General features: G+C 68.4%; 14 protein-coding genes. 6 read left to right on the top strand and 8 right to left on the bottom strand.

Translation table 11 applies throughout. The annotated features are described in order from the left end of the window. Window positions 1–44: 44 nt before the first annotated feature. The 4 genes from GGR12_RS05775 to petA all read right to left on the bottom strand — a co-directional run bounded on the left by GGR12_RS05775 (window position 45) and on the right by petA (window position 4,628). Entirely contained in the window at window positions 45–1,694 is a 1,650-nt protein-coding gene (locus GGR12_RS05775) for a M28 family metallopeptidase (RefSeq protein ID WP_183203396.1), read from the bottom strand. A 167-nt stretch (window positions 1,695–1,861) separates the two neighbouring features. Further along, window positions 1,862–2,737 (bottom strand): cytochrome c1, encoded by an 876-nt coding sequence (locus GGR12_RS05770; RefSeq protein ID WP_425486207.1) that lies wholly within the window; start codon window positions 2,735–2,737, stop codon window positions 1,862–1,864. 8 nt (window positions 2,738–2,745) lie between these two features. Next, complete coding sequence (locus GGR12_RS05765; RefSeq protein ID WP_183203395.1) at window positions 2,746–4,074, bottom strand: cytochrome b; 1,329 nt, start codon at window positions 4,072–4,074, stop codon at window positions 2,746–2,748. Window positions 4,075–4,091: 17 nt separating this feature from the next. Continuing rightward, window positions 4,092–4,628, bottom strand: a complete 537-nt coding sequence (petA, locus tag GGR12_RS05760) for a ubiquinol-cytochrome c reductase iron-sulfur subunit (RefSeq protein ID WP_183203394.1) — start codon at window positions 4,626–4,628, stop codon at window positions 4,092–4,094. Between the two features lie 197 nt (window positions 4,629–4,825). On the opposite strand from petA, the gene GGR12_RS05755 reads away from it, so the two are divergent. Genes GGR12_RS05755 through GGR12_RS05745 form a run of 3 tightly spaced genes read left to right on the top strand, consistent with a single transcriptional unit; the run spans window position 4,826 to window position 7,064 of the window. After that, window positions 4,826–5,275 (top strand): tRNA (cytidine(34)-2'-O)-methyltransferase, encoded by a 450-nt coding sequence (locus tag GGR12_RS05755; protein WP_183203393.1) that lies wholly within the window; start codon window positions 4,826–4,828, stop codon window positions 5,273–5,275. Window positions 5,276–5,319: 44 nt separating this feature from the next. Continuing rightward, the gene (locus GGR12_RS05750) at window positions 5,320–6,120 is read left to right on the top strand and encodes an aspartyl/asparaginyl beta-hydroxylase domain-containing protein (RefSeq protein WP_183203392.1); all 801 of its coding nucleotides are present in this window, start codon (window positions 5,320–5,322) and stop codon (window positions 6,118–6,120) included. Further along, a complete protein-coding gene (locus tag GGR12_RS05745; protein ID WP_183203391.1) occupies window positions 6,117–7,064 on the top strand; it encodes a sulfotransferase family protein in 948 nt (315 codons plus the stop codon). The genes GGR12_RS05750 and GGR12_RS05745 overlap by 4 nt, the downstream gene beginning before the upstream one ends. Before the next feature lies 1 nt (window position 7,065). On the opposite strand, the gene GGR12_RS05740 is transcribed toward GGR12_RS05745, so the two are convergent. Beyond that, window positions 7,066–8,328, bottom strand: coding sequence for a dipeptidase (locus GGR12_RS05740; RefSeq protein WP_183203390.1), 1,263 nt, complete (start codon window positions 8,326–8,328; stop codon window positions 7,066–7,068). Between the two features lie 206 nt (window positions 8,329–8,534). On the opposite strand from GGR12_RS05740, the gene GGR12_RS05735 reads away from it, so the two are divergent. Further along, window positions 8,535–9,365 (top strand): outer membrane beta-barrel protein, encoded by an 831-nt coding sequence (locus GGR12_RS05735; protein ID WP_183203389.1) that lies wholly within the window; start codon window positions 8,535–8,537, stop codon window positions 9,363–9,365. 60 nt (window positions 9,366–9,425) lie between these two features. Further along, on the top strand, window positions 9,426–10,298 hold the full coding sequence (hemF, locus tag GGR12_RS05730) for an oxygen-dependent coproporphyrinogen oxidase (RefSeq protein WP_183203388.1): 873 nt from the start codon (window positions 9,426–9,428) through the stop codon (window positions 10,296–10,298). 3 nt (window positions 10,299–10,301) lie between these two features. On the opposite strand, the gene GGR12_RS05725 is transcribed toward hemF, so the two are convergent. After that, window positions 10,302–12,791 (bottom strand): ATP-binding protein, encoded by a 2,490-nt coding sequence (locus GGR12_RS05725; protein WP_246328736.1) that lies wholly within the window; start codon window positions 12,789–12,791, stop codon window positions 10,302–10,304. A 71-nt stretch (window positions 12,792–12,862) separates the two neighbouring features. After that, complete coding sequence (locus GGR12_RS05720) at window positions 12,863–13,549, bottom strand: type 1 glutamine amidotransferase (RefSeq protein ID WP_183203387.1); 687 nt, start codon at window positions 13,547–13,549, stop codon at window positions 12,863–12,865. 73 nt (window positions 13,550–13,622) lie between these two features. On the opposite strand from GGR12_RS05720, the gene GGR12_RS05715 reads away from it, so the two are divergent. After that, window positions 13,623–13,925: an antibiotic biosynthesis monooxygenase family protein gene (locus tag GGR12_RS05715; protein WP_183203386.1), complete on the top strand. Its 303-nt coding sequence runs from the start codon at window positions 13,623–13,625 to the stop codon at window positions 13,923–13,925. Here the strand turns inward: GGR12_RS05715 and rlmJ are convergent. Then, a complete protein-coding gene (rlmJ, locus tag GGR12_RS05710; RefSeq protein WP_183203385.1) occupies window positions 13,922–14,740 on the bottom strand; it encodes a 23S rRNA (adenine(2030)-N(6))-methyltransferase RlmJ in 819 nt (272 codons plus the stop codon). The genes GGR12_RS05715 and rlmJ overlap by 4 nt on opposite strands. Between the last annotated feature and the right edge of the window lie 32 nt (window positions 14,741–14,772).

Here is a 14,772-nt window from a genome sequence, read left to right as displayed (position 1 = left end):
TGCGCGCCGACATCCCTCCCCGTACGGGGAGGGAGAAGCCTCGCCTACTGCCGCGCGTTGGCGCTCGCCGCACGGGCCGGACCGAACTCCGAGCCGTCCTTCCAGCCCGGCCAGTCGCGGCTGTTCGCCAGTTCCGAGCCGACCTCGTAGATCACCTGCAGATCCTCGACCTGACCGCGCAGGTCCCAGTCGGCCGACCATTCGTCGTCGGCCTGGTGGTAGCGGTGGCCGGTGTAGTCGTCGCGCGCGGCGTTGCGGGCGGCGATCGGCTCGTCGCGGAAGTCGCCGCCGCCGTCGACGTAGGCCATCGGCACGCCGCGCTTTGCCAGCGGGAAGTGGTCCGACCGGAAATAGCTGCCGCCGGCCGGGTTGGCTTCCGGACGGGCGACGCGGCCCTGGGACTCGGTCACCGCGGTGACCAGCTCGTCCAGCTCCGACTGGCCGTGACCGATGATGTCCACCGCCGACACGCGGCCATAGACGTTCATAGCGTCGATGTTGAAGCCGGCGACCGTCGTCTCCAGCGGATAGACCGGGTTGGCGGCGTAGAATTCCGACCCCAGCAGGCCGCTCTCTTCACCGGTGAAGCTGATCATGACGATCGAGCGCTCGGGGCGCGGGCCGGCGCCGTAGACGCGAGCCAGCTCCAGCAGGCCGGACGTGCCGGTCGCGTTGTCGACGGCGCCGTTGAAGATGGCGTCGCCGTTCGCATCCGGCGCGCCGACGCCGATGTGATCCCAGTGGCCGGTGTACAGGATGGTCTCGTCCGGATGGGTCGAGCCCGGCAGGCGGGCGATGACGTTATGCGTCGTGACCTGACTGGTGGCCAGATCGTACGAGGCGCTGAAGGTCGCGCCGGTCAGTTCGACAGGGCGGAAGTCGCGGCTGCGGGCCTGGGCCTTCAGGGCTTCGAAATCGAGGCCCGAGCGGCGGAACAGGTCCACGGCGACGTCGCGCTGGATCCACGCCTCGACGGCGGTGCGTTCGGCGGCCGGGTTCTCGCGGACGATGTCGAACTGCGGCGCCTGCCAGCTGTTCTGGACCGTGCCCCAGCCATACGACGCCGGTGCGGATTCGTGGACGATCAGAACGCCCGCCGCGCCCTTCCGGGCGGCTTCCTCATACTTGTACGTCCAGCGACCGTAGTAGGTCATGGCCCGGCCGTTGAAGGTGTTCAGCGACGCATCCTCGAAGTCGGCGTCATTGACCAGCACGACGATGATCTTGCCGCGGACGTCGACGTCCTTGAAGTCGTCCCAGTTACGCTCCGGCGCGTCGATGCCGTAGCCGACGAACACCAGCGGCTTGTCGGCCAGGTCGACGTGGCTGCCCGGCAGGCGGGTCGAGATGACGATCTGTTCGCCCTGGTTCAGCGGGATCGACTCGCCGCCGACCCTCAGGCCCGCCTGCACGTTCGAGGCGGTGAAGCGGTTCAGCGTCACGTCCTGGGTCCAGGCGCCGTTCGGACCGCCCGGCTGGAAGCCGGCGGCGGCGTACTGCTCGCTCAGATAGCCGATGACCATGTCCTCGGCCGGCGTGGCGATGCCGCGGCCCTGGAACTCGTCGCTAGCCAGCACGCGCACGTGCTCCGACAGCTTCGCGGTGTCGAAGGCGACCGGGCCTTCAGCGGCGGCGGCGGTCGCCGAAAGCAGGGCGCCGGCGATGAGCGCGGCGGCGGAAACAGTCAGACGCATGGACGGAGACACCCTCGACCTTGGACAGGAGGCCGGGACGTTAGGGCGCCGGTTCCGGGCTGTCGATTCGATCCGGTCTAACGCCGGATTCCGTCCGCACCGGGCACGAAAAACCCGCCGGAGCGGGGCTCCGGCGGGTCTGTCGTTCCGTCAATCGGATCAGGGCGTTAGTGCGCCACGCCCTTCCAGATCCGGCGGTAGCTCATGTAGGTGATGCCCGCGAACAGCAGCAGGAAGATCATCACGCCGACGCCGGCCTGCTTGCGCTGCACCTGCTTGGGATCGGACGCCCAGGCGATGTAGGCGGCCACGTCCTTGGACATCTGGTCGACCGAAGCCTCGGTGCCGTCGTCATAGGTGACCTGGCCGGCGCGCAGCGGGTTCGGCATGGCGATGAAGCCGCCGGCCGGCACGTGGGCCGCGTCGCCCTTCCAGAACGGGGTCAGATCGCCCGCCATATAGACGTTGTAGTTCTGGCCCGGGCGGATGGTCAGCTCGGCCGGCGGCGCATGGTAGCCGGTCAGCAGCGAGTAGATGTAGTTGGCGCCGCCGTGACGGGCCTTGGCCATCACCGACAGATCCGGCGGAGCCGCGCCGCCGTTCGCCGCGGCCGCAGCCGTGGCGTTCGGATACGGGTTCGGGAAGCGGTCGGCCGGCGTGGCGTCGCGCATCACCGGCTCGCCGGTTTCCGTGTCGATATCCGGAACCTGGATTTCCTTGGCCAGCGCCTTCACGAAGCGGTTCTCGGCCGGGTTGGCCTGGTGCGCGTCGAAGAAGGGACCGCCCGGCTCGGCCAGGGTGCGGAAATGCATGAGGTTCATGCTGTGGCAGGCCGAGCAGACCTCACGGTAGACCTTGTAGCCGCGCTGCAGCTGGCCCTGATCGAAGGTGCCGAACGGCCCTTCGAACGAGAAGCCGCCGTCGCGCAGGGCGTGCCCGCCGCCCGAAGCGAGGGCGGGACCGGCGGCCAGCGAAAGGCCGGCCGCGGCGGCGATCAGGACCAGGGTCTTCTTCATGGAGTGCATCGAAGTCTTGAGGGTCATGGTCGCGATCAGCCCTTCTTCTCGGCCGAGGCCGCAGCGGCTGCGGTCATGGCGTCGCCGCCCGACAGAACCGGCTCGGAGATGGTCGCCGGGATGGCCAGCGGCGTCTCCTTCAGGCCGACCACCGGCAGGATGATCAGGAAGAAGGCGAAGTAGTAGGCGGTGAACAGGCGGGTCAGCCACAGGTAGCTGTTCAGGTCGCCGTCGATCAGGATGAAGGTCTTGAACGAGCCGACCACCGGAGCGTCCGGCAGCTGCGCGCCGCACCAGCCGAGGCCCATGCCCACCAGCACGAAGATGATGAAGAAGGTCCGCATCGTCGGGCGGTAGCGCATCGAGCGCACCTTCGACGTGTCCAGCCACGGCAGGATGAACAGCACGCCGATGGAGCCGAACATCGCCACCACGCCGCCGAACTTGTCCGGGATGGCGCGCAGGATCGCGTAGAAGGGCAGCATGTACCACTCGGGCACGATGTGCGCCGGGGTCTGCAGCGGGTTGGCCGGGATGTAGTTGTCGGCGTGACCCAGGGCGTTCGGCATGAAGAAGACGAACAGCGCGAACAGGATCAGGAACAGGATGACCGCGAAGCCGTCCTTGACCGTGAAGTACGGGTGGAACGGAACCATGTCCTTCTTCTCCCGATCCTTCGGGATCAGAATGCCGACCGGGTTGCCCTGACCGGCATGGTGCAGGGCCCACAGGTGCAGAACCACGCAGCCGGCGATGACGAACGGCAGCAGGTAGTGCAGCGAGAAGAAGCGGTTCAGCGTCGCGTTGTCGATCGCCGGGCCGCCACGCAGCCAGATCAGGATCGGCTCGCCGATCAGGGGGATGGCCCCGATCAGGTTGGTGATCACCTCGGCGCCCCAGTAGGACATCTGGCCCCACGGCAGCACGTAGCCGAGGAAGGCGGTGGCGATCATCAGGAAGAAGATCACGCAACCGACGATCCAGATCATCTCGCGCGGCGCTTTGTACGAGCCGTAGTACAGCCCCCGCAGCATGTGCAGGTAGACCGCGACGAAGAACATCGAGGCCCCGTTGGCGTGGGTGTAGCGGATCAGGTCGCCGCTGTTGACGTCACGCATGATGCGTTCGACCGAGGCGAAGGCCAGTTCGGTGTTCGGCACATAGTGCATCGCCAGCACGATGCCGGTGGCGATCTGGGTGACCAGGCAGAGGGCGAGGATGCCCCCGAAGGTCCACCAGTAGTTCAGGTTCTTCGGCGTCGGCAGCGACATGTAGTCGGCGCCGAAGCGGACGATCGGAAGGCGGCTGTCGAGCCACTTCTCGACGCCGGTCTTGGGGACGTAGGTGGATTCGTGATCGCTCATTGTCTCTTCGTCCGTCCTCAGCCGATCTTGATGCGCGTGTCGGACACGAAGTCGTAGGTCGGCACGACCAGGTTCAGCGGAGCCGGGCCCTTACGGATACGGCCCGACGCGTCGTAGTGCGAACCGTGGCAGGGGCAGAACCAGCCGCCGAAATCGCCCGAACCGAAGGTCGGGATGCAGCCCAGGTGCGTGCAGTTGCCCAGCACGACCAGGAACTGCTGGTGGCCCGGCTTGGTGCGGTCCGCGTCGCTTTGCGGTTCCTTGAGGTCATGAGCGTGGTCGTCGGCGATCACGCGCTGCAGCTCGGCCGGGGTGCGGTAACGCACGAACACCGGCTTGCCCTGCCATTTGATGACGACCTGCTGGCCTTCCTGGACCTTGGTCATGTCGAACTCGATCGACGCCAGGGCCAGGGTGTCAGCGGCGGGGTTCATCTGGTTGATCAGCGGCCAGACGACCATTGCGCCGGCGCCCACCGCGGCCGCACCGGCCGCGATATGGATGAAATCCCGGCGGGTGGCGTCGCCGCCTTCAGTCACGACCGATTCGGTCACGTCTCACTCCTCGTACACCGCATTCCGCGCCCGGGGTGGAGCGCGGCTGATCGGTATGAATGCTCTAGCGAAAACCCCGGACATCCTGTCCCGGCCTTTCACTGCGGCTGTTGACCGCAAGCTGCTGACGCTTCTTGCGAAACGGTCGCAAAACAGGCCGCGACAAGCCTCCAGGCCGCGCGTATGAGGGCCTTAGAATGCGTCTCGCCCTTTTTCAACCAGCCATTCCGCAGAACGTAGGCGCCTGCATCAGGCTGAGCGCCTGCTTCGGCGTCGAACTGCACGTGATCGAACCCACCGGCTTCCGTTTCGACGACCGGGCCATGAAGCGCGCCGCGCTGGACTATGGGCCTCTCGGGCACATGACGCGGCACGCCGACTGGGACGCGTTTCAGGCGTCGCGGAACACCGGTCGGCTGGTGCTGTTCACCACCCGGGGTGCGACACCATTGACCCAATTCCGCTTCCATCCCGACGACACCCTCCTGTTCGGCAGCGAGCCCACGGGCGCACCCGAATACGTGCATGAGGCGGCCGACGCCCGCGTTGTGATCCCGATCCGGGCTGACGCGCGGTCGCTGAACCTCTCGGTCAGCGCCGGGATCGCGGTCTGGGAAGCCCTGCGACAGATCGCGCCGGAGGGCTGATCGCCCGGCTGGACGTGCGTACGGTCAAGCTGCACTGTCCACAGATGATCGATCGGCTCCGCCTGCCCTTCGCCTTCGACCCGGTCGCGCTGCAGGCGGATCTCGCGGTCCTGTCGGCCGAGGGCTGGCTGCCCCACTTCAACCGCGGATCCTACGACGGCGACTGGAGCGGTCTGGTGCTTCGCGGCCCGGCGTGGGGCGACGGCCTGTATCCCAACGGCGCGGACGTGGAGGACAAGCCCCTGCTGGCGATCTGCCCGGCCTTCCGCGCGGTGATGGCGGCCTTCCGCTGTCCGCTGCAGGCGGTCCGCCTGCTCCGGCTCGGCCCGGGCGCCGTGATCCGCGAGCATCGCGACTACGACCTCGACCACCGGCACGGCGACGTCCGTATCCATGTGCCCGTCCGCACCAACCCGTACGTCGCCTTCCACGTTCGCAACCGCCGGGTCGACATGGCCGAGGGCGAGACCTGGTACCTGGACCTCAGCCAGCCGCATCGGGTCGTCAACGCGGGCGCGACGGATCGCATCCACCTGGTCATCGACGCCACGGTGAATGACTGGCTGCGCGACCTCATCCCCTTCGATGCCCCCGATCCCTTCCGTCACACGCCCCCGGCCGACCTGAATCCGGATGCGGCCACGGCTGCGCTGGAACGGTTCCGCTTGCTGGTCGACGCCCGACCCGACCTCCACGCCGTCCTGCGCGACATCGCTGACCGCGACCTGTTCGCCGAAGAGACCATCCGCCTCGGCGCCGAGCACGGCTTCCTCTTCACAGGTCGCGAGGTCGCCGAGGCCTCCGCCCGCGAGCGGCGCCGCTGGAACGACCGGTGGATGGCGTGACCCTTCGCGACTGGCTGCCGGGCCGCATCTTCTGGAACGACGCCGACGTCGAGGCCTCGACCGTCGAGTGGCTGCACTGCGACCTGCCCCGCTTCGACGAACCCTTCCTCGACGACACCTACGCCCTGCTGACGCGCCGCCCGGCGAACGTCCTGTTCCGCCGCCGCACCAGCCTGGCCGAGCTCGAGGCCTGGGCCGCGGACAGCCCGGGCATCCCGCCCACCGGCTTCGTCTTCCACGTCTCGCGCTGCGGCTCGACCCTCCTGGCCCGGCTCCTCGGAAGCCTGGACCACGCCCTGGTCCTGTCCGAGCCGGGGCCCGTCGATTCCATCATCCGCGCCGGCGACCGCCTCGGCCGCGATCGCCAGATCTCCCTGCTCCGGGCCATCGTTTCAGCGCTCGGCCAGCCGCGAACGCCGGGTCAGAACCGGCTGTTCATCAAGTTCGACGCCTGGAACACCCTGCACCTGCCGCTCGTCCGCGCCGCCTTCCCTGAGGTCCCCTGGGTGTTTCTGCACCGCGATCCGGTCGAGGTGCTGGTCAGCGCCCTGACCCGGCGCGGCGTCCACACCGTTCCCGGCTTCCTGCCGCCGGCGCATTTCGGCCTCGCCGACGCCGATGCGCGCGATCCGCAGGCGTACGCCGCCCGCGTGCTCGGCGCGATCTATCAGGCGGGACTGGATCACCATGATCCGGCCCGCGGCCTGGCGCTGAACTACACCGCCCTGCCCGGCGCGGCCTGGACCATCGTGGCGCGGCATTTCGGCCTGACGCCGACAGCGGGAGAGGTCGAGGCGCTCAGGGCTGCGTCCGCCGTGAACCCCAAGCAGGGCGACGCCCCGTTCCAGGCTGACGGCGCCGCCAAACGGGACGCCGCCTCGCCCGAAGTCCGGGCCCTTGCCGACCGCTGGATGCGGCCGGCGTATCAGGCGCTGGAAGCCTGACCTACTCCGGCGCGCCGGCCGGGGCGATCTGCGCCAGGCTGGGGCGCTCGCCGCGCTTGCTCGCGGCCACGGCCTCGACGGCGCGCATGACCCGCAGCACGTTCTCTCCGGCCAGCTTGCGGATGTCCGCCTCGGTCCAGCCGTTGGCGATCAGGGCGGCCAGAATGGCCGGATAGGCGTCCACGCCCTCGATGCCGTCCGGCAGGGCGTCGACGCCGTCGAAGTCTCCGCCCAGACCCACGTGATCGACCCCCGCCACGTCACGGACGTGCTGGATGTGCGCGACCACGTCGGCGATCGTGGCGTGCGGGATCGGATTGGCGTCCATCCATGCGCCCACGCCGTCCGACACCACCTTCGGCGCGCCCGGGTTCAGCGCGGTCAGCCGCGTCTCCTCCGCCGCCCGGGCCGCGTTCCAGGTCCGCACGGTCTCGCTTACGAAGCCCGGCACGAAGGTGACCATCACCACCCCGCCGTCCTCCGGCATCATCCGCAGCACGCTGTCGGGCACGTTGCGCGAATGGCCTGTCACCGCCCGCGCGGACGAGTGCGAAAAGATCACCGGCGCTTCCGACACCCGCATGGCGTCCAGCATGGTCTCTTCCGAGACGTGGCTCAGATCGACCATCATCCCCAGCCGGTTCATCTCACGCACCACGTCCTCGCCGAAGGGCGACAGGCCGCCGAACTTCGGAGCGTCAGTGGCGCTGTCGGCCCAGGTCGTGGTCTTCGAGTGGGTCAGCGTCATGTAGCGCACGCCGGCCTGATGGAACTCGCGCAGCAGGCCCAGGGAGTCGTCGATCGAATAGCCGCCCTCGATCCCTATCAGGCTGGCGATCCTTCCGCGGCGATGGATGCGCACGATGTCGTCGGCCGTGGTCGCCAGTTCGAACGTCTCCGGATGGGCGGCGACGATGCGCCGGACCATGTCGATCTGTTCGAAGGTCTCACGCGCCGCGTCGGTCGGCGACAGCGTCGCGGGCACATAGACCGACCAGAACTGGCCGCCCACGCCCCCGGCGCGCAGACGCGGAATGTCCGTATGCAGCTCGGTCGTGGCGTCGAGGTTGGTCGTCAGGTCGACCGCGTACGGGTCGCTGGCGTGCCCTTCCCGCAGCGCCCAGGGCAGGTCGTTGTGCCCGTCGATCAGCGGCGTCCGCTCCAGGATCCGCCGCGCCTGAACCTCTCCTGCGCTGTCCTGCGCGATCGCCGGAACGGCCATCAGGCTGAGGGCGGCGGCGGTCATCAAGGCGGATCGGAACATGGCGCACTCCCGGGCGAGGAAAGCGGGACAGTGGCAGACCGCATCAGCAGGTCAAACCCTTCGGCGCATTTCCACGAAACGCCGGTGTTCCCGGACTGCCGCAGCGGGCGAGCAAGCTACGTCGGCTGAGGGTTTCACCTGATACCCGCAAGGGGGGCGCGGCATATCCTTGATGCACCGGAAGAGGGATGGTGGAGGCTGGTCGCATGCGCGTTCGGACGGGTTTGATCCTTGGCGCCGCGGGCGTCTTCGTCGGGCTGGCGGTCGCGCCGCAGGCTCAGGCGCAATCGCTCAACGACCGCTGGTGGATCCAGGGCGCAGGCTACTGGGCCTCCGTCGACAGCCATGCGCGCGTCACCTCCGTCGGCAACACCAGCCTTGGCACCGAAATCGACTTCGAGACCGATCTGGGCCTCGACGAGAACGAGGTCCTGCCTTCCTTCAGTGGCGGCTTCCGGGCCATGCGCCGTCTGATAATCGGCCTGGACTACTACAAGCTCGACCGCTCGGCGACGCGGACGCTGTCGCGGGACATCGTCTTCGACGATGTCACCTACCCGGCCTCTGTCAGCCTCAGCAGTTCGATGGACACCGACATCTACCGGCTGACCCTCGGCTACGCCTTCATCCAGAATGACACCTGGGAGGCGGGCGCCGCCCTTGGCTTGCATGCCACTGATTTCGAGACCGAGCTGGTCGGCGAAGCCAGCGTGGGTGGCGTAGGCGGCACCGCGACGCGGCGACAGAAGGACTTCCTCGCTCCCCTGCCGACGGTCGGCCTGTTCGCCAACTGGCAGGTCGCGCCGAAGGTCACGGTCAACGGGCGCGTCGACTACATGTCGCTCGAGGTCGGCGACTACGACGGCGGCGTCACCAATGCGCAGATTTCGGCCAGCTACCGCTTCACGGACCACGTCGGCGCCGGCGTGTTCTACCGCTTCGTCTCCTATGACGTCGACATCACCAAGGACGACTGGACCGGCGGCGCGGACTACGAGTTCAGCGGCCCCGGCGTCTTCCTCGAGGTCGCCTTCTAGGGGGCGGCCCGGCGTCGCAGGGAGATGACGCGGGCGGCCGGACATGGTTCAAGCGCGACCATGTCCGACGCCGATCCCCTCGCCTCCCGGAAAGCCGAAGCCCGCGCCTGGTTTGAAAGCCTGCGCGACCGCATCCACGCCGCCTTCGAGGCGCTGGAGGATCAGGCTCCGTCCGACCTCTTCCCGGGCGAACCCGGCCGTTTCGTCCGCACCCCCTGGGAGCGCAAGGAAGGCGGCGGCGGGGTCATGGGCATGATGCACGGCCGCCTGTTCGAGAAGGTCGGCGTCCACGTCTCCACCGTCCACGGAACCTTCCCGGAAGACTACGCCCGTTCGGTCCCCGGCGCGGACCAGGACCCCCGCTTCTACGCCACCGGCATCAGCCTGATCGCCCACCCGGTCAGCCCGCGCATCCCGGCGGTGCACATGAACACCCGCTTCATCGCCACCACAAAGAGCTGGTTCGGCGGCGGCGCCGACCTGACCCCGGTGCTCGACGTCGATCGCCGCGACGACGCGCCCGACACGGTCGCCTTCCACGCCGCCCTGAAGACCGCCTGCGACGCCCATCACCCGGACTGGCACGCCCGCTTCAAGGCCTGGTGCGACGAGTATTTCTGGCTGGCCCACCGCAACGAACCGCGCGGCACCGGCGGCATCTTCTACGACCACCACAACAGCGGCGATCCGGACGTCGACTTCGCCTTCACCCGCGACGTCGGCACGACCTTCCTCGACGTCTATTCCCGCATCGTCGCCGGCCGCATGGTCGAGCCCTGGACGCCGGAAGAGCGCGAGGAGCAACTCGTCCGCCGCGGCCGCTACGTCGAGTTCAACCTGCTCTACGACCGCGGCACCACCTTCGGCCTGAAGACCGGCGGCAACGTCGACTCGATCCTCAGCTCGATGCCGCCCATGGTGAAGTGGCCCTGAGGCTCAGGCCGCTTCCAGCTCGCCCTCGGCCTCCAGCGCGCCGCTGATCGCCTCGAACAGACTGGCCAGGGTCACCGGCTTGGTCAGGTGCCCGTCCGCGCCCGCCTGCCGCCCCGCCTCTACATGCTCGGCCATCGCATTGGCGGTCAGCATCAGCACCGGCGTCCGCCGAGCCCCCTGCCCGGACTCGAACGACCGGATCGCCCGCGTCGCCGTCAGCCCGTCCATGACCGGCATCTGCATGTCCATCAGCACCAGGTCGAACCCGCCTCCGACGAAGGCGTCGACCGCCTGCTGACCGTCCTCGACCGTCACCAGATCCATGGCCGTCGCCGCCAGCATGATCTCAATCACCTTCCGGTTGGCGGGGTGATCGTCGGCCAGCAGGATGCGGATCGGCGCAGTCGTAATATCCACAGCGTTATCCACAGGTGCCGGTTCTGCCGGAACATGCTCCGCCCGGGGCAGCGGAATGGCGAACCAGAAGGCCGAGCCCTCGCCCGGAACGCTCTCGCAATCCAGCGTCCCGCCCATCAGTTCGACCAGGGCGCTGGAGATCGCCAGACCCAGTCCGGTGCCCCCGTAGCGCCGCGTGATCGACCCGTCCGCCTGCTGGAAGCGACTGAAAATGCGGCTCTTCTGCTCCGCATCGAAGCCCACGCCCGTGTCGCTGACCTGGAACGTGACCCTATCGCCCTCACCCGCCTCGACCGACAGCCGCACCACGCCTTCCGACGTGAACTTCAGCGCATTGCTGACCAGATTGGTCAACACCTGCCGGATCCGGATGCCGTCACCCTCGACAAAGCCCGTCAGGGCGGGGTCGAAGGCCACTTCCAGCGCAACATGCCGGTCCTCCGCCTTCACCCGCCACAGGGCGGCGACGTCGCTGACCGTCTGCTCCAGATCGAAGGCGGCCGGCTCGATCGTCACCTGCCCGGACTCGATCTTGGCGCTGTCCAGAATGTCCGACAGCAGCCGCTCCAGCGTCGCCCCGGACGACCGGATCAGCTCGACCATCTCATGCTCCTGCGGGTCCAGGTCCCGCCGGGCCAGGGAGTCGGCCATGGAGACGACCCCGTTCAGGGGCGTGCGGATTTCGTGGCTCATATTGGCCAGGAACTCGCTCTTGGCCCGGTTCGCCTCCTCGGCCCGACGCTGCGCCGTGCGCAACCGCTCCGCCTGCCGCCACTGCCAGCCCAGGGTGCCGACGGCGAACAGCAGGAAGACGATGCCGATGCCGATCACCAGCCGTTGCAGTCGGGTGTTGGCGCGCGCGGTCTCCAGTTGCTGGCGGCGCTCGGTGAGCTGCTGCTGCATGTTCCCGGTGACCTGGTGAATGCCGGCGCTGAAGCGCTTCGCCGCGGTGGCTTCGCTCTCCAGCATATGGCTGCGCATGACGCGGTAAGCCTCGTCCGGACGGCCTTCGGCGAACAGGACCTCCGCCTCGACATGCGCCACCTGGGACTGGGCGTCGGACGAAGATTCCAGACCACGCAGCCGTTCCAGATCGCGGCGCGCGCCGGCGGTCTGGCCCGTGCGGGCGCGGGCGATCGCGCGCAGCGGCAGGACCTCGTCCGCCAGGAACGCCGCCTCGCCCAAGTCTTCGCCGTAAGGCGCCAGGCAGGCCAGCACGGCGCGGGGCCGCTCGCGCGCGTTGGCGACCGTGGCGCACAGACTGGCGTCGTAGATCTTCAGGCTCGGCATGTCCGAGCGAACCGCCAGCCGGTGATGCGCGGCGTAGTAGCGGGTGGCGCCGCTCTGGTCGCCGACCTGAACCGCCATCATGGTCAGATTATAGAGGCTGTCGAAGTCCGGGCGCGGATAAGCCGGATTTGAATAGTCGATCTCGAACTTCCGGAACGCGGTCGCGGCGCCCAGCACGTCATTGAGCTCCTTCAGCCCCATGCCGGCCAGTTCCCAGATGCCGGCGCGGGCGGTCGCCGCGAACGGATCGTTATCGGGAATATCGGCCTCGGCGCCCTCCAGCACCTCCAGCGCCTCCCCGACCTGCCCCTGATCGATCAGCGTCAGCGCCGTCAGTCGGGCGGCGTGGGCACGGACGAACCAGTCGCGGCCGGAGACCGCCATCCGGGCCATCTCGCGCGCCACGCTTTCATCGCCCTGGTCATAGCGGATGGTCAGGGCGTTCAGCCGGGCGATATCGATGTAGCGGGCGTCGTTCTGGCGACGCGCGGCCGCCGCCAGGCGCTGGTTCCACACTGTCGCGCGCTCGAACTCTCCCTGGTTCAGGGTGGTCCAGGTCACGTGATAGAGGCGGTTCAGACCCTCGCGGTCGCTGCGTTGCAGGGCCGTCTCGCCGAAGGCGTTGAGCGCTGCGAATGTGGTCGCCGACGCCCGGTGCTCGACAAAGCGCGCCAGCCGGAGCGCGTCGTCATCACCGCCGCTCTGCGGCTGCGCAGACGCCGATACAGCTCCGCACAGCATGACGAAGAGGGCGAAGACCGCCGGGACGAAACGGGAAAGCGACATGGGTCTTCCAGCGGAACCCACTCACATCACACGACATTCGTTGAATAAGGCTTACGCAGCGTCCGCCGGGCTCAGGTGAGGAAGTTGCGGATCCAGCCGCCGACCAGTGCGCGATCGTTCGGCTCGCGCAGGCTTTCCAACGCGCGATCGACCAGGGTTTCGTCGATCCGACCGCGCCGCCCGCCGGTCAGATCGCTGGTGTAGGCGGGCGTGAACTCCGGATGCCCCTGGATGCTGATCGCATCGTCGCCCCACGCCAGTCCCGCCAGCGGCGCGAACTCGCTGGTCAGGGTCACGCGGGCGTCCGCCGGCTTCTCAACCACCTGGTCCTGATGGGACACAGGAATGGCGATGGTCGCCGCCTCAGGACGCATCCAGGGTTCCTGCGAGACGACGTCATAGCGATGCAGTCCAACGCCCCAGCCGCGATCGGACTTCTCGACCCGCCCGCCCAGGGCCTGGGCCATCGCCTGGTGGCCGAAGCAAACCCCGACCATCTTCAGCTCGCCGCGGGCCATCCGGATCCAGTCGAACAAGGCGCCGATCCAGGCGTCGCCTTCGTACACGCCTGCTGACGACCCGGTGATGATGGCCCCGTCGAACGCAACCGGATCGGGCCATTCGCCGTGCTGGATGTCGAAGGCGGTCGTCGCGAAGGGGTCGCCCAGCATCGCGCGGAACATGGCCGGATAGTCGCCGTGAACTTCGATCAGCGGCGCGGGCGGCGCGCCGGTCTTCAGGATCGCGATACGGGTCATCCGGGTCTCCTCAGGCAACGGGATATGGCCGGTCGAGCAAGACACGCAAGGCGGGTTCGGCTAGAGGCCGCCCATGACCGACGTCGACCCCGTAGTCCTGATCAACGTCTATCGCTGCGAAGCGGACCGGCAGGACGCGCTCATGGAGCACCTCGCCATCATGGTGCGGGCCCAGCGCGATCTCGACGGTTTCGTCTCCGCGGCCATCCATCGCGGCCTCAACGGGCGGGTGGCGGCGGTGCACGCCGTCTGGCGATCCCGCGAGGACTGGAAGGCGATGGCGCGCCATCCCCTGGTCGCCGGGGCGATGGAGCCGATCCTCGCCATCGCGACCTTCGAGCCGCACTTGTACGAACCCGGCGAAGTGATCGACTAGCTGGTCCAGACCTCGGCGCGCGCACCGGCTTCGCCCAGCGTGTCCGTGACCCAGCCGCATACCTCACGCGCGGCCTCCTCCGCCCCCGCAGGCGGGTTGAGCACGACCAGGGCGCAGCCGTTCATCTTCATCGGATTTGCCAGCGGGCGCAGGCGCGCCTCGGCGATGAGCGCCCGCTTGGCGCCGGCCTGATCCAGACGACGCAGGAATCCGTCGAACGTCTCCAGATCCTTCAACGGCGTCCAGATGGCCACCATGGACCGGGGATCGGCGCGCACGATGGCCGCGGCCGTGTCAGCGGCGCGGATGTAGTCGTCGGGCTGTTCGAACGGCGGATCGATCAGGACGAAGGCGCCCTTGGTCCGGGCCGCCTCGGCGCGCGCCTGATCGTATCCGTCTCCGCCCCGCGCGGTCGCTTGCGGGAACGGCTCCAGCGCTTCGGTCAGGAGGGTCAGAACCGGCGGATTCAGTTCGAAGCCGATGTAGCGATCCTCGCGCCCAAGGCGTTCGGCGATCAACAGGGGCGAGCCCGGATACAGACGGGCTCCGCCGTGCGGGTTGAGCGCCGCCACTTCCTTCGCCAGGGCCTCGATCAGCGGCGGCCGCCCTTCGGCGACGACCAGTCGGGCGATGCCGGCCTCCGCCTCCTTCGAGCGAACCGCGTCGCCGCTAAGGTCGTAGACTCCAGCGCCGGCGTGGGTGTCGATCACGGTGACCGGGCCGGACGCCTGTCGGCGCTCCAGCAGCCACAGGACAAGAGCGTGCTTGACCAGGTCAGCGAAATTCCCGGCATGGAAGCTGTGGCGATAGTTCATCGCTGCTCGTTCCTCCGCCCCGGCCGCCGGGT

This window comes from Brevundimonas lenta (assembly GCF_014196335.1).
Classification (GTDB): domain Bacteria; phylum Pseudomonadota; class Alphaproteobacteria; order Caulobacterales; family Caulobacteraceae; genus Brevundimonas; species Brevundimonas lenta.
This window is presented reverse-complemented; position numbering and strand designations above follow the sequence as displayed.